The organism is Eggerthella sinensis (assembly GCF_003339815.1).
In the GTDB taxonomy this organism is placed as follows: Bacteria; Actinomycetota; Coriobacteriia; order Coriobacteriales; family Eggerthellaceae; genus Eggerthella; species Eggerthella sinensis.
Map to the genome: position 1 here is coordinate 236,026 of NZ_PPTT01000001.1, position 18,492 is coordinate 254,517.

15 protein-coding genes are annotated in these 18,492 nt (G+C 64.2%); 4 read left to right on the plus strand and 11 right to left on the minus strand.

Going from position 1 to position 18,492, the window contains the following annotated elements; genetic code table 11:
- Positions 1–246 precede the first annotated feature (246 nt).
- Entirely contained in the window at positions 247–1,680 is a 1,434-nt protein-coding gene (locus tag C1876_RS00910) for a response regulator transcription factor (protein WP_114544842.1), read from the plus strand.
- Between the two features lie 53 nt (positions 1,681–1,733).
- Here the strand turns inward: C1876_RS00910 and C1876_RS00915 are convergent, their stop codons facing one another.
- From C1876_RS00915 to C1876_RS00955, 9 genes are all read right to left on the minus strand, one after another.
- On the minus strand, positions 1,734–3,050 hold the full coding sequence (locus C1876_RS00915; protein ID WP_114544843.1) for a GGDEF domain-containing protein: 1,317 nt from the start codon (positions 3,048–3,050) through the stop codon (positions 1,734–1,736).
- Positions 3,051–3,173: 123 nt separating this feature from the next.
- Positions 3,174–3,452 carry a molybdopterin-binding protein gene (locus C1876_RS00920; RefSeq protein ID WP_114544844.1) on the minus strand — a complete coding sequence of 93 codons (279 nt, stop codon included), beginning with the start codon at positions 3,450–3,452 and terminating at the stop codon, positions 3,174–3,176.
- Between the two features lie 10 nt (positions 3,453–3,462).
- Positions 3,463–4,278, minus strand: a complete 816-nt coding sequence (locus C1876_RS00925; RefSeq protein WP_244909981.1) for a molybdopterin-dependent oxidoreductase — start codon at positions 4,276–4,278, stop codon at positions 3,463–3,465.
- 8 nt (positions 4,279–4,286) lie between these two features.
- Complete coding sequence (locus C1876_RS00930; RefSeq protein ID WP_114544845.1) at positions 4,287–5,957, minus strand: molybdopterin-dependent oxidoreductase; 1,671 nt, start codon at positions 5,955–5,957, stop codon at positions 4,287–4,289.
- 64 nt (positions 5,958–6,021) lie between these two features.
- The gene (locus tag C1876_RS00935; protein ID WP_114544846.1) at positions 6,022–7,587 is read right to left on the minus strand and encodes a hypothetical protein; all 1,566 of its coding nucleotides are present in this window, start codon (positions 7,585–7,587) and stop codon (positions 6,022–6,024) included.
- A 189-nt stretch (positions 7,588–7,776) separates the two neighbouring features.
- Positions 7,777–8,016 (minus strand): hypothetical protein, encoded by a 240-nt coding sequence (locus C1876_RS00940; RefSeq protein WP_114544847.1) that lies wholly within the window; start codon positions 8,014–8,016, stop codon positions 7,777–7,779.
- Between the two features lie 129 nt (positions 8,017–8,145).
- Positions 8,146–8,841, minus strand: a complete 696-nt coding sequence (locus C1876_RS00945; protein ID WP_227112202.1) for a response regulator transcription factor — start codon at positions 8,839–8,841, stop codon at positions 8,146–8,148.
- A gap of 19 nt (positions 8,842–8,860) precedes the next feature.
- Positions 8,861–10,312 (minus strand): ATP-binding protein, encoded by a 1,452-nt coding sequence (locus C1876_RS00950; protein WP_158544516.1) that lies wholly within the window; start codon positions 10,310–10,312, stop codon positions 8,861–8,863.
- Positions 10,313–10,498: 186 nt separating this feature from the next.
- Positions 10,499–11,851 carry an ammonia-forming cytochrome c nitrite reductase subunit c552 gene (locus C1876_RS00955; RefSeq protein ID WP_114544849.1) on the minus strand — a complete coding sequence of 451 codons (1,353 nt, stop codon included), beginning with the start codon at positions 11,849–11,851 and terminating at the stop codon, positions 10,499–10,501.
- Between the two features lie 184 nt (positions 11,852–12,035).
- Here C1876_RS00955 and C1876_RS00960 point away from each other — a divergent pair, with 184 nt between their 5' ends.
- Entirely contained in the window at positions 12,036–12,758 is a 723-nt protein-coding gene (locus C1876_RS00960) for a B3/B4 domain-containing protein (protein WP_114544850.1), read from the plus strand.
- 56 nt (positions 12,759–12,814) lie between these two features.
- Here the strand turns inward: C1876_RS00960 and C1876_RS00965 are convergent, their stop codons facing one another.
- The gene (locus tag C1876_RS00965) at positions 12,815–14,095 is read right to left on the minus strand and encodes an O-acetylhomoserine aminocarboxypropyltransferase/cysteine synthase family protein (RefSeq protein WP_114544851.1); all 1,281 of its coding nucleotides are present in this window, start codon (positions 14,093–14,095) and stop codon (positions 12,815–12,817) included.
- A gap of 143 nt (positions 14,096–14,238) precedes the next feature.
- Positions 14,239–15,138 carry a LysR family transcriptional regulator gene (locus C1876_RS18090; protein ID WP_123269722.1) on the minus strand — a complete coding sequence of 300 codons (900 nt, stop codon included), beginning with the start codon at positions 15,136–15,138 and terminating at the stop codon, positions 14,239–14,241.
- Positions 15,139–15,264: 126 nt separating this feature from the next.
- On the opposite strand from C1876_RS18090, the gene C1876_RS00975 reads away from it, so the two are divergent.
- Both C1876_RS00975 and metA read left to right on the plus strand, forming a co-directional pair.
- Entirely contained in the window at positions 15,265–17,220 is a 1,956-nt protein-coding gene (locus tag C1876_RS00975) for an FAD-binding protein (protein WP_158544518.1), read from the plus strand.
- A 161-nt stretch (positions 17,221–17,381) separates the two neighbouring features.
- Positions 17,382–18,323 carry a homoserine O-acetyltransferase MetA gene (gene metA, locus C1876_RS00980; RefSeq protein WP_114544854.1) on the plus strand — a complete coding sequence of 314 codons (942 nt, stop codon included), beginning with the start codon at positions 17,382–17,384 and terminating at the stop codon, positions 18,321–18,323.
- Positions 18,324–18,492: the final 169 nt, after the last annotated feature.

An 18,492-nucleotide genomic window follows, 5' to 3' on the forward strand; every position in this document is an offset into this window, starting at 1 on the left:
TTCGTCGTGATGAACCTGATACCGTTCATGCGAAACCCTCATGCGAAGTCCCTCGCTTCGCTCTGCCCGCATCGTGCCCGATCAAGCGCGGCGGCGCATCCAACGAAGTGGCCCATGTTCGCCGGAAACCCCAACATGGGCCACTGTGGCCCATACCGGTTACCCGGCTTCCCGCTTGCGCTCGCTGACCGGGTTTGTTAGGTTTGAAGACACGCAACGAGGGATGCGGAATGGGGAGGACCACCGATGCACACGAAGCGAGGCGACGAGCGCGCAAGCTTTTCCGGCTGGCGCTTACTGGGGCTGGGATTCTGGCAAGCCTGGTGGATGATCAGCATGTGCACCGACGTGCTGCTGCCCACCACCGACCGCTACCCCTTCGCGGGCAACACCACGCTGTGGGTGCTCGTGCTGACCACCGTGGGCTACCTCGTGGTGGTGGCGCTGTCGCGGCGGCTGTCGCCCTTCCTCGCGCACCCGGCCTGCTTCGTCGCCGCGGGCGGCCTCACCGCCGTCGGCACGGTGGCCCTGCCCGTCACCCTCGTCTTCGGCTCGGGCGCGCTCGGGTTCGCATGGTTTCTCGCCGGCACCGTGTCGCTGTCGCTGGGCAACGCGCTGTTGCTCATCATGTGGGGCGAACTGTGGAGCGCGCTGGCCACCGGCCGCGTGGGACGTCACCTGTACGTGTCGTACACGTTCGCGTTCGTGCTGTTCTTCATCGCCTACGCGCTGCCCGGCCCGGCGGCCGTGGCTTTCACCGCGGCGCTGCCCATCGTGTCGGCCGTCGTGCTCGTGGCGTGCAAGCGCGAGCCGCGTCGCGAGCCCTCGGTGCTGCCGCTCGACGTGCGCAGCATCCCCGTCGGGCGCATCTTCGCGTGCATTCTCGTGATCAGCGTGGTGTACGGCGCGTCGCAGGGCATGGTGAACACGTTCGGCGCGGGCGACGACAGCTTCATGGCGAAGACGTTGCTGCTGGCCGGCGGCGCGCTTGCCGCCATCACGCTGTCCATGGTGGTGGCGCCCTCATCGGCGGAGCCCATCGCGCTGTACCGCCCCGTCATCCCGGCCATGGTGGCCGGGCTCATCCTGCTTCTGCTGCTGCCCTCGTCGATCAAATTCCTGGGCGCGGGACTCGTCATCATGGGCGTGTACTGCCTCGATATGTTCATGATGCTCGTGTCCACCGACGTGGCGTTTCGCGGGCGCATCCCCGTGGCGCTGTCGTTCGGCCTGGTCATCCTCTGCGCGCGCACGGGCACGCTCATCGGGTCGTTCGCGGCCGACAACCTGCTGCAGTCCGCAGCCTGGTCCGAGGCCGTGCGCTCGGAGGTGTTCCTTGTCGGGGTGCTGGCGCTCGTGCTGGTGGGCATGCTGTTCTTCACGCAAACCGACGTGCAGAAGCTGTACGCCACATCGCGCGCCGAGGCCGTGGACGCGAGCCTCGAGCAGAAGTGCGCCGCCATCGCGCAGATGTGCCGCCTGACGAACCGCGAGGCCGAGGTGCTCGTGCTGCTGGCCCGCGGGCGCACGGTGCGCTACATCTGCGACGAGCTGTCCATCGCGCAGGGCACGGCGAAGCACCACGTGAGCAATATCTACCGCAAGGTGGGCGTGTTCGACCGGCAGGGGCTGCTCGACACCATCGAGCAGGGCGGCGTGGGGAAGCCGGGCTGGGAGTAGCGAGCGCGAAAAGCAGGGTATCCGGGGTTGGCGCATAGCCGCAGGGAGTGCAGCTATGCGCCAACCCCGCTCCCGCGCGCGCTCGAGGACGCGGCCGCGTCCTCGGAGAAGAACGCGTACGAACCGCCGCCGAGGCGCTTGGCGCGATACATGGCCTTGTCGGCGTTGCGGTACAGCTCCTCGTACGTGGCGCCGTCGTCGGGATACATCGCAATGCCCAGGCTGATGGACACGGGCCCGTGCTGATCGGCGTCGGCGTCGGTGGCCTCGCGCACGGCAACGCACATGCGCTGCGCGATAGCCTCCACCACCGCACGCGACGAGATGCCGCGCAAACACACCATGAACTCGTCGCCGCCCACGCGGCCGATGAGGTCGTCGTCGCGCACGGCGCTTGTCATGCCCGCTACCGATTCCATGATGACGCGGTCGCCCATGACGTGGCCGTACTGGTCGTTCGTCATCTTGAAGCGGTCGAGGTCGGCCATGATGAGCGCGTGATGATGGTCGGATTCCGCATGCTCGATAAGCCGCTCGCAGGCACCCTCGAACGTGGCGCGATTCAACACGCCGGTGAGCGCATCGCGCTCGGCGCGCACCTTCTGCTCGAGTTCGCGCTCGTGCTGCTCGGTGGTGTCCCCGAACGCGACGACGGCGTACACCGGCCGGTTCTCGCTGTCGAACACGAGCGAGTAGTCCACCTGAAACCAGCGGAGGCACCGCGTGTCGTAGTCCCTCATGCGCAGCATCGTCGACCCGCGCGGCACGCCCGCCTGCATATCGCGATACAGCTGCATCATGCTGTCCATATGCTCGGGCGCCACCATGCCGTCGGCCAGAAGGCTGTCGGGCACGTTGAGTATGCACGCCGGCGCCGTCAGGCACCCCTGCACAGCGCCCTGCATGGTGAGGCTGCGGGTGGCCAGGTCGTACGTGGCGATGTTCTTGCCGCTCATCTGGGCGGCAATGCGAAACGCGTCCTCGCTCATGCGCAGGCGCTCGGACGTGGCAACCCACGAACTCACGTCGAGCACGAGGCACGTCACCGTTGCGCGTTCGGCATCGTAGCGGCAGCGCGCCAGCGTCCACAGCAAAGCGCCCGTGGCCGTCTCCTGGTTCACTTCGATCTCGAAATCGCGCTCGCCGGCGCCGACGTGTTCGTGCAGGCCGTCGCAGAACGCGCGCCACCCGCGCGATTGCACAATGTCGAGGGGATAGAACCGGTCCGCGCCGTCGCGACGGTATCCGAGCAAGGCGAAGAATTCGTCGTTCGCGTACAGCGGCTCGATGGCGTCCGCCGCGTATCGCACCCGGGCAAGCCCTGCCGGGATCTCGGATTCGGTCACCATATCAAAAAGCAGCTCGCTCATAAATACAGTATACCCCCCCCCCGTAGCAGCGCAGCAAGGATTTATGGTAAATGAGGGGTTAACCCATGGTTTAAGGTCAAAAGCAGACGGCCCGGGAACACGCCCCGGGCCGTCTTCAAAACGCTAGGCAGCCGTGAATTCGGCCACGTCGGCGAGGGGGCTTGCCGCACCCTCGCCGTTCACCGAACGCACGAGCAGGCGATAGAACCCCGGCTCGTGCGGCGTGTACGAGAACGTCCAGTGCACCCACAGCTCGGACGCCGAATCGGACACGTCGTACGTGGTCCAATGCGCCCCGCTGTCCAGCGAGAACTGCACCGACACGATCTGCTTGCCGTAGTCTTCGGCGTAGCCGCTGAACGTCACGGGCTTGCCCACGTCAACCTGCATGCGCGAGATCATGGCGCGCCTCCTAGTCCTGCGTCCCCGCAAGCACGCCCGCATTCGGGCTGTTGGGGTGCTCGTCGGCAACGCCGGGCGCCTCGGGCGCCTCCGCCTCGGTGGACACCACGATCTCCACGACGTCGCGCACGAAGTAGTTGGCCGGCGTCTTCGTCATCCACAGCTGGTTGTTGCCGCCGACCGAGGCCGACAGGTCCTCGTCGTTGATCTCGTAGCTGAGCACCGCATGGCGCCCCACCACGTATCCCAGTGGAAACGTCTGCTGCGTCCCGTCGGACGACACGAACGTCACGGCGTTCGCTTCCGCCGACACGCCGGCGCGCGACAGCAGGTGCTCCACGGGAATGCCCTTCACATCCGCGGTGATGATGGCGCGCCCGCCCGCAGGGTTGCCGCCGCAGGTGCAGGTCATCACCTTGTTGACCGATTCCTCGTTCGCAAGGTCGCCCACCGAAGCCGTGAACGCCGACTCCACGTCGCCCGTCACGGACAGCTGCCATCCCAGCGGATTGTCGGCCACGAGGGGCACCGTCGCGCCGCAGATGGCCTGCGACACGCGCTGGAAGAACGTCTTGATCACGTCGTTGGACGTGAGCGTGGTCTGGTCGTACGCGAACGTGCCCTCCACGTTGGCCGGCATGACCTGCGAGCTTTCCACCGCAGTGCCCTGCGAGGACGCCTCGGTACCGCCGGCAGCCGCCGCGCCATCGGCGGCAGGCTCGCCCGCCAACGCCACCACCGGCGTGGCGGCCATGGACGCCACCATAGTGAATCCGGCGAGGGCAGAGAGCGTGGCACGACCGTACTGCGTCGTTGTTTTCATCATCGTACCCCCTACTCTACCGTGAACATGAACTGGGTGTCGTACTGGCACACCCGGTCGGCGCCCTCGGGCGTCACGCTCGTAGTGCGGATGTCCAGCAGATACGCGCCGGGCGCGGGCGGCGTGAAGTCCATCCGCCAATACGTCCAGAAATCCGCGTTATTGTCAGGCGTATCGACAACCGTCCAGGTCGCGCCGTGGTCGAAGGAGAATTCCATCTTCTTGATGGGCTCGTCCCACGCGTCGGCATAGCCCTCGAGGTGCACGGTCTTCGCCTCTTCGTCCGACAGCACGATGCCGGTGGGATAGTTCAGGATGCCGCTGTTGGGCTTGGAGTAGATCTCGCCCGTGCGGTCGTCAGTGAACTGGCCCACGTACAGCTGCGCGTCGATCTTGTCCTCGGGCAGCGTCATGAACGTGAGGTTGGAAATGCGCTTCGTGAAGTTGCCGCCGGACGTCTTGTACACCCAGATCATGCAGGGGTAGCCCTGCGAGGGAGCCAGCAGCTCGCCGTCCATCTTCGTCACGATGAGGGCGTCGTTCTCCAGCAGCCAGTCGATGCCCATCTGCGCGTAGTCGTACCCGTCGCTGCCGATGGGGCTCACCACGTTGGCGCCCGCCTTCGGCTTCGCGTAGTCGATGATGGCCTTGAACGGGATGCCTTCCACCTCGTTCTGCATGATGGTGGCCTGGCCCACGCCGTTGATGGTGCAGTCCATCTTCATGATTTGCTTCACGGTGCCGAACTGCTGCTCAAGCTCGGGCAGCGTCATCTCGACGGGGTTCTCGCAGTCGCCGTCGATGGAGATGACCCAGTTCTCGTAGATGGACGTGTCCACCTTGGTGTCGTCGGTGAGCCATTCGCTCGGCTCGTCCTTGACGGTTTTGAAGATGCGGTTCTCGGCCGGCGTGAGCGTGGTCTGGTCGTACGTGATCGAGGCCTTCAGCTCGTCGGACGGCACGTCGGTGATGCCCTTGTACAGGTTGTACTTCACCTCGTCCCAGCGGTCGAACACGCCGGTATCGGGGTTGATGTAGTGGCACGACTGGCAGGTGCCCTCGTCGTCGTTCACGAACATGGTGCTGTTCATGTGCAGCGTGTGGATGGCGTCGGCCAGCTTGTGACCCGAGTACGAGTCGGAGTGACACGCGATGCAGTTCTGATAGCTCTGCTCGGTGGGATATCCGAAGAAGATCAGGCGATGGTACGTGGGCAGGCTCATCAGCGCGTTCTCCAGCGTGTGGCACGAGGTGCACCCGCGGTTGTCGGCGTCGAGGTACGTGTTGTTCCACCCCAGCTCATCCGTGGGAACCGGCTGCACGAGGTTGCCGTTGCGGTCGGTGTAGCGACGCGGCGTTTCGGCCTTCGCGTTCGCTTCGTTCTTCTCGGCGTTCTTGTAGAAGCCGGGCAGCGCGGCCACGTTGTCGACGAAGCGGCCCTCCGTCGGGAAGCCGCTGAACGCGGACAGCTCGTCGGTGCCGTCGCCGGCCTTCGCGCCGGTCGCTTTGTCGGCGCTCTCGGTTTTCGTGCTCGTGTCGGCGGATGTGGCCCCGTCGCTTGCCTTCGGGCTGCATCCCCAGGCTGCAAACGCCATGACCACAGCAACCGTGACCAGCACCACCAGCGCTTTCACTCGATGTGGAGCGTGCACGGACGTGCGCTCCCCTGCGTTGTCTTTCATTGACCCTCCTTTGCAATGAATGTGACGCGAACTCCCCCTGACTCCCCTCCTTTCTCCCGGTGATTCACTCGTCTTCCGCACTGCCGCGCCGCTGAGGACCGTCCCAGTCGGCGATGGGCGTGCGGCGGTAGTCGTAATGCTCAATGTACGTTTTGTCCAACAGCGACTTCTCGTAGAAGCCCACGTCCCTGTTGTATTCCGAGGCGATGTCGTCTGGGCTCTTGAACGCGTCGCGCAGCGAGCCGTCCTCGTCGTAGTAGCGGGAGAACGCCTCGGCGCAATGCTCCTTGAGGTAGGCGAGGAACACGTCGGGGAAGTTGTCGGACGCCACGAAGAAGTGACGGATGCCGTCGTCGTGCTGCCGGAGAAACCCCTGATCGAGCAGGCGGGCGAAGTCGCTGCGTGCGCAGGGGTACGACACGTCGTAGCGATGCGCGTGAATGCCGTACGTGAATTCGGCGTTGCTGTGGAGGATGGCCTCGAGCAGCACCTCCTTCTGCCGGAAGTTCATGCTCTCGTCCGCGTCGATGATGGCGCGGAAGCGCTCGCGGCGGCGCCCCATGCCGTCGAGCTTCGTCATGGTCCATCGCTGCTCGTCGACGACGAGCTTCACCGCCTGTTCGAAGAACCGCGTCCAGTCGAAGTAGCCGTCGCAGGCCACCACGAGGTCCTCGGGCGCGCACGGCAGGCAATGGCGGCGCTCGGCATCGTCGCCGCGCGGGTACAGCAGCTTGACCACGGGCACGTGCGCCGAGAAGTGGTAGCCCTCGCGGTGCAGCATGATGAAGTACAGCAGGTACGCCAGCACATTGTTCCCGGCGGGGAACAGGCGAAACGTCTTGAAGAAGTACAGCGCGATGAGCGCGTTCACCAGGGTATGGTTGCTGCAGCCGCCGCAGGCGCCGCGCACGGCATCGGCCGCGCAGGCGCCCAGGGCGCCGTTGCCGGGCGCCCACAGGTGCGCGCAGAACGATTCGAGCGTCTTCGCGCGCAGCTCGCCAACCGCGTTCGCCTCGTATTGCTCGATTTCGCGCACCTCTTTGATGGAGATGCCCTCCACGAGGTCGGCGTACAGCCGCTCGATGAAGGCCGCCGAAAGGGGCTCGTCGCGGTAGCCCTCCACGGTGAGCAGGATTTTGCCCGCGTTCGACACGAGCAGCTCGATGCCGTTGACCGGCTCGCACGCCTGCACGCACACGCGCTTGAGCTGCGGCGCGTCGAGCTCGGCGTTTTCCAGCTGCACGGCGCGCACCACTTCGCCCGCGGCCAGGTTGAGCTCGAAATGCCCGCCCTCGGGATCGGTGAGGATGCGCTCGTAGTGCACGGCCAACCCCTCGTTGATCTGGAATTCCTCGAGCAGCTTGTCGAGGCGCCACGTGGGTGCGTACCAGTTGTTCGAAGTGTGCGGCGCGCCGGTGCCGTCGTCGGGCGTCGCGGTGTCGAAGGGCACCGGCAAGGCGTGGCCTTGCAGGCGGCGCAGGTTGTTGACGGTGAACCAGTACAGGGTGAGGTCCTCGGCGGACACGTCGAGCTCGGCCGCCAGCGACTCGAGCGTCTGCGCCTTGCGCGCGGCCAAGGCCAGGGCACCGCCCAGCAACGAATGATCGTCCGTCATGAGCCGATTCGCCATGGCCCCTTCAACCCCTTCCCCGTCCTCACGTGCATATTCGCAGATGTAACTCTCGCACTTCAAGAGCCTGGGGAATGACTAGAAACTATTTACTACCCGAGGAAAAAGGGGATTGCTTTTCGCCGCGGCACGAAAAAAGGGGCCCGCACGCTTCCGCGTACGGACCCCATCGTGCACACCGGGAAGGTGTTACTCTTTGCCGCCGAAGATGTTGCCCAGCAGGCCGCTGAGCTGGTCGACGATGTCGCCGCCCTTTTCCTGCACCTGCGCCAGCACGCCCTCGGCCACCGCGGCGATGTCGGTCTCGCCCAGCGAGTGGCCCGTGACCTTCTCGATGGCTGCGCCCGGATCGGCCATAAGCTCCTGCACGATCTCAGGGGCGTTCTGAGCCTCGCTCACAACCTTGTCGATGATGGCTTGGATGTCCATGGTGGTCCTTTCGCGTCGATGCATTCCGTGCGACCAGTATACCCAGCGCGCCGCCCGCTCACCCACCCCAACCCCCAGCTGCAATCAAGAGTTGAGGGAAGCCGGGACATGCCGCCGAGTCGCGGGCGCTCAATCGCCCAGACGGTAGCCGAACCGCCACACGGTTTGCAGATACACGGGGTTCGACGGGTCGCGCTCGATCTTTTCGCGAATGCGGCGCACGTACACCGGAATGCTGATGGAACCCGTTTCGTACTCCTCGCCCCAGATGTTCTCGATCAGATCTTCCCGCGTGAACACCTTGCCGGGGTTGTCGGCCATGAGCGCCAAAATCTGAAACTCCTTCGGCGTCAAGCTGATCACGCGATCCCCAACCAACACCTCGCAGCGGCGCGGGTCAATCGTCAAATCGCCGATCTGCACCCGCCGCATGAGGACGGGGGCTTCCGTGCCGTCGCTGCGCGAGCGCCGCCGCAACAACGCCTCGACGCGCAGGAGCAGCTCTTCGTCGTTGAACGGCTTGACCACGTAATCGTCGGCACCCGCCCGAAAACCGCTCTTTTTGTCCACGATGTCGCCCTTCGCCGACAGCATAAGGACAGGCGTGTCAGGAAGCACGTCGCGAATCTCGGCGCATACCTCGAATCCGTCGAGGCGCGGCATCATCACATCGAGGATGGCCACGTCGGGCCGCTCGCGGCGAAACACCTCGACAGCCTCTTTGCCATCGTGGGCAATGCATACCTCGTAGCCGGCATCCCGCAGGATGATCTCGAGAGCATCGCACAAACTTTGCTCGTCGTCCGCCAACATCACCTTCGCCATCGAGCTCCCCTTTCCTTCATCACGACAGCTCGTCCGTCTCGGACGTTTCCACCGACACCACCGGAACCACGACGGAAAACACGCTGCCCTCACCCACCACGCTTGCGATGCGCACCGAGCCGCCCAGCTTCTCCGCAAGGCTCCGCACGAGGAACAGCCCCAATCCGCTGCCACCTGACGAAGCGGCTCCCTGCGTCGTCGCCTGGCTGAACTTGTCGAACACGCTCTCGAAGTCCTGCGGTGCAATGCCGATGCCCGTATCGGCCACATCGATGGCAACGGCACTTCCCCCGTCGATCAACCGGGCGCTCACCGAAACCGATCCGCCCGGCTCGGTGAACTTGAGCGCGTTACTGACAAGGTTCAGAATAATCTTGCGCAGCGCCTCCCAGTCCGACCGCATGACGGGAATATCGGGGTCCACCGCTTTCGCAAGCTCGATGCCCTGCTTGATGGCCAGCGGTTCGGCCACCGCGAACACCGCATTCAGCACGTCCACCAGGTCGACGTCCTCGGTTTGCACCTCGAAGCGACCCGCCTCCAGGCGCGCCACGTCAATGGTGTTGTTCACCATGCCCAACAGCACCACGCTGTTCTCCTTGATCTCGCGAACGAGTTTCGCCTCGTCAGGGTCCTTCGTGTCCGCCGAACGCTCCCAGATGTCGGTGAACGCGATGATGGATGAAAGCGGCGTACGCAGTTCGTGACTCATGATGGCCAAGAAGTTGGACTTCTCCTCGTTTTCGTTTTGCAGCTGCACGTTCGCGCGCTCGAGCGGCACCGCCACCCACCGGCGCAATGCAAACGCCACCACGATCACAATGGCTGCGGCCAGGCAGAAGAAGAACGCGAGCGAGCCCATCAGCTCCGAGCGGGCCTCGGTCTCGTACACGCTAAGCGGGATGATCATGCTCACCGCACCCGCCACATCGCCCTGCGCCATACCCTCTTTCAGGAAGCCCGTCACATCCTGTTCGCCGGCGGGCTCGCCGTGGCATTGCAGGCAATTGCGTTTGATGACCAGCGCGGAAGAGTAGCGAAACGAGGGTTCTCCGTCCACGATTGCGGTTTCGTAGTGCTCAGTCGCTTCGCCGGACTCGAACCGCTCGAGCGCTTCGGCTTCGAAATCGTCGGGCTCATCGGTGCTCGACCGCGGGTCCTCGCGCACGTAGCGAATGACGTAGCCTTCGGAATCGCGCGTGAACCGCTTCGCGATGGCCTTTCCGGCGACGGAGCAGTACACGCCCTTGAAGCTGTACGAGCCGTCGTCGTTCACGTTGATGAGCGTCTGCGCATCGTCGACGTAGTCCCACACGGCCTGCATTTCCACGTTGAGCGTTCGCGCCTCGGCCAGCACCTTGCTGCGAACAGCATCTTCTTGGGACGATTGAGACCAAGCTAGGTACAAGCCGGCAGCGACGGCCACCACGGCCACCGCCAAACAGGCCACCCGCATCGACAGACCTCGCATGCTGTATCCTCGGGTTCGTCCCATCCTACCCCCTCGCGAAGAGGCCCGACGTCGCGGGCGCGCTTCCAATCCCCTGCGGAGATTCTATCGGCGAATCCCGCATCACGCAAATGCCCCCTCACCCGAAAACGGAACGGCGCCTTGCAGGAGCGCCGTTCCGCGAGGGAGGGTATCGTGTGTCCGAACTTACCCGAGACTCGTCGCAATGCCGTCGAGCAGGTTTCCGGCCTGAGCGTAGTAGTTCTGCGTGGCCATCGGGTTGTGCACAACCTTCGATCCGTCGGCGCGCCCGCCCTTGGTGGCATGGTAGTAGGCTTCAGCCAGGGAGTAGTCGTCGCGCGCCTGCTGCAGCACGGCCTCATCGGTGCCGCCATTTTGGTTGGCGTCCTTGATAAGCGCGTAGGCAGCCTCGAACTTGACGTCAAGCTCGGCAATGGTGGCAGCAGCCTCGGCCTGCTTAGCCTGCACCATGTCCACCATGTCTGCGGTGGACGAGATGCCCTGCTTCTCGTGGCAAGTCAGGCAGTACTCCAACGCGGTCTCGTTTTCGAGGGGAGACGCAGAGGCGTTGTGGTAGGTGTACGTGGCCCCCGATGCGTCGTCGGTTGTTTCGGGCATGTGGCAGTCGATGCAGGTGAGGCCGAGCTCGCCCATGACGCTGCCCTGCAAAAATTCCACGTCGGGATGGTCGAGACAGCTCAGCTCGATGCCGGTATCCTCGTCAACGGTGTAAATGCCGTCTTCCATAGCCGCATGGTACAGCGACTCCACGTCGAACCCGTACTGATAGGGGCTGAACGAATCCATCGCGTCCTGATCGGTGATGCGCGAACGGTAATCGAGCGAGTTGTGGCACTGACCGCACACGCGCTCGCCCGGGTCGAGCAGGTCGAACGATTCGCGAGCAAGCTGCGTCCAGTACGTCAGCTGCGCATCAGGAGCGTTCGTCGCCGGGTCCCCGTCGTGGCACGTGCCGCAGTTCCACACTTGGCCGTTGAGGGAGTCGATGAATTCCGGCGTCATCTTCTCGGTGAACACGCCCGCGCCGTTCTCGTTGTACACGGTGTTGAACTCGGATGACTTGCAGGCGAAGCAACCTTGGCGCTCGCGCGTGCCCGACAAATCGTCAAGTTGGCTGTCTTCGACCACCCATTGCTTGCTTGCGGAATCGTACTTCAAGCCGCTGACGATCACCTCGCCGTCGTCGTACGTGCCGTATGGATTGACCAGCTTGGTATCGGTCTGTCCATCGGCGCGCTCGACGCGCACGGCAGGCGCCAACAACTTCTGCTTGAGGGCGTAGTGGCCTTCGTACTTGCCGCTCTTGATGGTTTCTTCCGCGTACGAGCCGTATTGGAGCGGGTAGCGGGAACCCCATTCCTCCATAGTTGCGGCATCCGCTTCCTGCGTTGCCGCCTCCGCTGCGCCGCTTTCGGCCTTTGACTGGCTGGGCGCACACCCCACGAGCGCGCCCACCACCCCGATGGCCGTGCACAGCGACACGATGGACACCCCGGTGAACAGCTTTTTTCTATCCATATCTCCTCCTATCGGATCCCTCTCGCATCCTCGAGGACCATACTACGCACCGCGCCCGTCCTATCCAATTGACCTACCATAGCGTTCCGATTGCGATTTATTCATGGTTGGCACTCGAACGGGCTGACGTGCGATACTCTTTTGGTAACGCATTTGGCTCACGTTTTCGATTGCGAGGAATCACATGACCAAGTTTATCGCAGAGGAATCCTTCTGGCAGCTGTTCCCCGATGCCGCCATCGGCATCATCGTCGCCCGCTCGCTCAAGGGCGCCGCAGACGTGTCCGAGGAAGACGCGGCGGCCATCGCCTCCCTGCTTGCCGAGGCGAATCGCGCGGCCGACCGGCACCTGACCAGCAACACCACCTCGCAGAACGAGGTGGTGCGCGTGTGGCGCGAGGCGTATCAGCAGTTCAAGACGAAGAAGGGCGCGCGCTGCTCCATCGAGAACCTGCTCAAACGCGTGCTGAAGGGCAACCCCGTGGGGTCCATCACGCCGTCGGTGGACATCTACAACGCGATTTCGCTCAAATACGCGTTGCCGGTGGGCGGCGAGGATATCGACTCGTTCGTCGGCGATTTCCGCCTGGGCATCACCGAGGGCGGCGACGCGTTCCTGCCCATCGGCGAGGATGCGGAAGACCCCACGCTGCCTGGCGAGCTGTGCTATCGCGACGACGAAGGGGCCGTGTGCCGCTGCTGGAACTGGCGCGACGGCCAGCGCTCGGCGCTCACCGACGACTCGGAGAACGCCATTTTGGTTATGGAATGCGTCGACCCGGCGCGGCGCGCCGACCTCGATGCGGCCCTCGACGAGTTCGCTGCGCTCATGGAACGCTACCTGGGAGCGCACATCGTCGAGCGCACGATCGTCGACCGCGCGCATCCCGAGGTGGTGATCGCCTAGCACACCGGGAGCCAGCGGCCGGGAGCCGGCGGCTGCGCGTCGGCTCCCAGCGCTCGCTAGACCGCGGCCAGGGCCTGATCGACGTCGGCGATGAGGTCTTCGGTGGCCTCGATGCCGCACGACAGGCGGATGAGGTCGAGCGTGATGCCGGCAGCGGCCAGCTCTTCGTCGTTCATCTGGCGATGCGTCGCGTTGGCCGGATGCAGCACGCAGGTGCGCGCGTCGGCCACGTGTGTGGCAATTTGCGCCAGCTTGAGGTTCGCCATGAACGTTTCGGCCGCCGCGCGGCCGCCGGCCACGCCGAAGCTCACCACGCCGCTCGCGCCGCCGGGCAGGTACTTCTGCGCCAGCTCGTAGTACGCGTCGCCCGGCAGGCCCGGGTAGCGCACCCATGCCACCTGCGGATGAGCCGCCAGATGCTCGGCCAGCGCCAGGCCGTTCTTGCTGTGCTGCGCCATGCGCAGGTGCAGGCTTTCCAGTCCCAGGTTGATAAGGTAGGCGTTCTGCGGCGACTGGATGGCACCGAAGTCGCGCATGAGCTGGGCCGTCGCCTTCGTGATGAACGCGCCTCCCAGCCCGAAGCGCTCGGTGTACGTCACGCCGTGGTAGCTCTCGTCGGGCGTTGTGAGGCCGGGGAACCTGTCCGCATGCGCGTTCCAATCGAAGCGCCCCGCATCCACGATAGCCCCGCCCACGCTCGCGCCGTGGCCGTCCATGTACTTCGTTGTGGAGTGCGTCACGATGTCGGCGCCCCACTCGATGGGACGGCAGTTCACCGGAGTGGGAAACGTGTTGTCCACGATAAGCGGCACGCCGTGCGCGTGCGCAGCCGCGGCGAAGCGCTCGATATCGAGCACCGACAGCGCCGGGTTCGCGATGGTCTCGCCGAACACGGCCTTCGTGTTCGGCTGGAACGCGGCCTCCAATTCCTCATCGGTGCAGTCGGGCGCGACGAACGTGCATTCCAGCCCCATGCGCTTCATGGTGACGGCGAGCAGGTTGAACGTGCCGCCGTAGATGGCGGAGCTTGCCACCACGTGATCGCCCGCCCCGGCGATGTTGAACACGGCGAAGAAGTTGGCCGCCTGCCCCGACGACGTGAGCATAGCCGCCGTGCCGCCCTCGAGTTCGGCGATTTTCGCAGCCACGAAGTCGTTCGTGGGATTCGCGAGGCGCGTGTAGAAGTAGCCGGCCTCCTCGAGGTCGAACAGGCGCCCCATGTGCTCGCTCGTATCGTACTTCCAGGTGGTGGACTGGTAGATGGGAATCTGACGCGGCTCGCCGTCACCGGGGCGGTAGCCGCCCTGTACGCACGTGGTTGCTATGGACTCGCTCATGGGTTGCTCCTTGGGGATGGGGTTCGTGATCGATTCGTTTTTGGCTCGGCCCATTATAAGGGCGTTCCCCTCCCCACCGGTAGCGTCGAGTTTCCGATAACGTGTTATCGGTTGTTGCTATGACTAAGTTATCTCCCAAGACGCTATCGCCACAAACTCGGATGCTGCGCGAAATAGTCCTGGATGTCGCCTGCGTACGCGCGTGCCACCTCGCTCGGCTCGGGCGGCATCACCATGCCCAGCCGAATGCCCGCATCCCACGCAAGCGTCACGGCATACGCGGCCGCGCGCTCAGGCAGTTGCAAGCTGGGAATAAGCAGCGCAACGGAGCCCTTGTCGATGGCGCGCCCGAAATCTTCGGGCTCAAGTTGACAGGTCGTCGGGTAGGCCGCAGCAAGATGGTGCCGAAGCGCATCCTCGTACAGGCAGTGCCCGCGCTTGTTGTGGAACGCCACCGCGTACTGCGAAAGCTCCTCCACCGTACACGTCCGCTCCCCGTCAACAGCAGGCTGCCCCACGAACAGGGCGGTTTCATGGATAGTGGTGAACGGCACGAACAGCAGGCCCGCCCGCTCGTATTCGCGGCTTTCCATCTGGATGGACAGCTGGCACGCGCCGCTCAGCAGGGCGCGAATCAGCTCGTCGCGGCTGTCGTAGCGTACCGACAGCGACTCGTATTCCGCATGCGCCGCATTCATGATGCTGTGCAGGTCCATCCAAATATTGAGGAACTGCTCGTCAAGGCAGCCCACCACGAGCGGGCGCCGCTGCTCCTGCGTCGAGCGTTGCAGAAACACGCCCTCGTCGATGGCGCGCCCGTACAGGGCCAGGAGCTGCTGCGCGCGCGGCACAAAGGCGCGGCCCGCCACGGTGAGCGTTGCCTTATGAGTTCGATGGTCGAAGAGGGCGAATCCGAGGTCCTTCTCAAGCAGCTTGATTTGCTGCGACAAGGCCGATTGGGTGATATACAGCTCGTCAGCTGCGGAGGTGAAGCTTCCCGATTCAACTATTCTGACAAAACCCCGAAGTTGTTTGTCGTTCATATCCCCAGCTCCCATATGGCATTATTAGTTTCCCCTAATCAGAGTATAAGAACTTTGATTTGTGTTCGCAAGAACGTCCTTGTTACTCTGCGCCCAGGGATCAACAAAACAAGGAAGGGAGCTGCAATGACAACCATTTCACGCAGGTCGTTTTTGGGAGGAGCCGCCGGAGGGCTCGGGCTGGCTGCGCTCGGCATGCTGGGAGGATGCGCGCCGGCGAACGCCAAGGCGAATGCGGAGGCGGGCGGCAGCTACACGTTCGCCGACACTGTGGCATGGGACGCGGAATACGACGTCGTCGTGCTGGGCATGGGCATATCCGGCATGGTGAGCGCGAAGACCGCGGCCGACAGCAACGCGTCGGTGGTCATCATCGAGAAGTGCCCCGAGGGCGAAGCGGGCGGCAATTCGAAGGTATGCGGGCAGATGTTCGCCTGGGGCCATCAGGACCCTCAGACCACGAAGGCGTACTACCAGGGCCTCAGCGGCGGTCGCACGATTCCGGAGCCCGTGCTTGACGCCATCGTGGACGGCGTGACCAACATGGCCGAAATCCTCGAGACCGAATTCGACATGGACAGCAAGGAATTCTGGGTGCTCAACGATGCGGGAGCGCTCGCGAAGATGAGTCCCGAGTACCCGGAAATGCCCGGTAGCGAGCACATGTCGCTCGTGGCGACGCACCAGGGCGTGAGCGACAGCTACCTGTTCAAGCACATGAAGCAGGTGGTGGCCGACCGCAGCGACACCATCGACGTGTGGTACAACTCGCCCGCCGTCGAACTCGTGCAAGACCCCGACACGAACACCATCGTCGGCGTGACGGTGCAGCGCGATGGCAAGATCATGCACGTGCGCGCGCTCAACGGCGTGTGCCTGTGCACGGGCGGCTTCGAGGCCAACCGCGACATGGTGCAGCACTACCTGAACGTGATCAACTACGCGCCTGCGGGCGGCCTGTTCAACACCGGCGACGGCATTCGCATGGCACAGAAGGCGAGCGCCGATCTTTGGCACATGGACGTGTACGAAGGCCTGTTCGGCCTCGGCGGCGCCACGTGGAACGTCGCCGACGACGAGCACGCCGTGATGATTTCCACCCTGCAGCGCAACGCCAATAATACGGGCGCGGCCATCCTCGTCGGCGCCGACGGCGAGCGCTTCCTCAACGAAAGCGAGATCGTGCGTCACGGCCACATGTACCACAACGGCATCTGGGAGAACCCCACCTACCCCGAGCGCATGTGGTACGTCTTCGACGAAACGCAGAAAGCGCAGATGGAAGCCGACGAGCTGCTGCCCGCGAAGTACGTCGACCAGATGATGGGGTTCGATACCGTCGAGGCCATGGCCGAGAAAACGGGCTGTGACCCCACGAGGCTCGCCGCAACCATTGAGGCCTTCAACAGCTTCGCGCAGAACGGCACGGACTACACCGCGGGGCGCGATGCCGAATACATGCGCGCGTTCGACGGGCAACAGTACTATGCCATGCCCATGAAGAGCGCCATCCTGAACACGCAGGGCGGCCCCCGGCGCAACGAGAACGCCGAAGTGGTCGACCTCGACGGCAACGCCATCCCGCACCTATACAGCGCCGGCGAGTGCGGCGGCGTGACCGTGTGCATGTACCAGGGCGGCACGAACATCGCCGAGTGCATCACGTTCGGACGCATCGCCGGCAAAAACGCCGCGGCCGAGAAGGACCCGCTGCCCACGTACGAGGCGCTGATCTCGGTGAAGTCATCGCCGGCGGTGCCGGGCGAGATCACCGACGGCGGCTCCGTGGATCTTTCCTCGTTCGAGAAGGGCGCGAACCAGTACGTGGCAGCCGGCTCCGGCATGGGCGGCGACGTGGTGGTGCGCGTGACCATGGACGGCTCGAAGATCGGTTCCGTGGAAGTGATGGCGCAGGACGAGACCGAGGGCATCGGTTCGAAGGCCATCGAGCAGCTGCCCGCGAAGTTCGTGGGATTGAGCAGCGCCGACGAGGTTGCCGCGCTTGACGCCATCACCGGTGCCACCGTCACGTCCGGCGCGCTCAAGCAGGCCGTGGAGGATTGCCTGGCGCAGGTGGGCTAGAGCTCTCCCCTCTTCGCACTCCCCCTCCCCTCGAAGCTCCCGGCTGGCGCATGCGCGGCAACCGGGAGCTTCGATAACGCGTTCCCGCTTTTCGCGATAACCAGGCCATCGCATTATTAGGTATCATGGTACGAGTCGCACGCGAACCGAAGGAGCGTCCCATGCCCATCAGAATTCCCGACTCCCTGCCCGCAACCGAGGTGCTCGAAGGCGAGAACATCTTCGTGATGACCGAATATCGAGCCATGCATCAGGACATCCGCCCCCTGAAGGTGCTGCTGCTCAACCTCATGCCCACCAAAATCGTCACCGAGACGCAAATCATGCGCAAGCTGTCGAACACCCCGTTGCAGATCGAGATCAGCCTGCTGCAGACGGCCAGCCACGCGGCGAAAAACGTGTCCGAACAGCACCTCGACACGTTCTACACCACGTTCGACGAAATCAAGGACCAGCGCTTCGACGGCATGATCATCACGGGCGCGCCCGTCGAGCTGCTCGACTTCGAAGACGTGGATTACTGGGACGAGCTCGCGCGCATCATGGCGTGGTCCGCGACGAACGTGCACTCCACGCTGCACATCTGCTGGGGCGCGCAGGCCGGCATCTACTACCACTACGGCATTCCGAAGTACGAGCTGCCGGAGAAGATTTTCGGCGTGTTCGACCACGAGGTGGTGAAGCCGTCGTCGCCGCTCGTGCGCGGGTTCAACGACTCCTTCAACGCGCCGCATTCGCGCTACACCGAGGTGCACGCGGCCGACATCGAGGCGAACCCTGACCTCGAGCTGATTGCCGTGTCCGACGAAGCGGGCGTCTACCTAGCGAAGAGCACCGACAGCCGCCACTTCTTCGTGTTCGGACATCCCGAATACGACGCCGACACGCTCATGGCCGAGTACGAGCGCGATGTGGCGAAGGGCCTCGACATGCCCCTGCCGCGCCACTACTTCCCGAACGACGACCCGTCGCAGGCACCCCGAGCCACCTGGCGCGCCCACGCGCAGTTGTTGTACACGAACTGGTTGAACTATTATGTGTACCAGACCACGCCGTACGACTTGGCCAAAGTTGGTACCGAAGAGGATAGTGCCCATGAGTGAACAACCGCGCTACACCGTGCGCCCCGTCACGACCCCCGTGCCCGCACGGGAGGCCGAGGCGGGCGCGCACGAGCCCGACGCCGAGAGGCCCCGCGCCGCCGATCCGTTCCTGCGCCCCGCCACCGAGGACGACGACGGCTACGACCCCTTCTCCGATCGTCCCCCAACC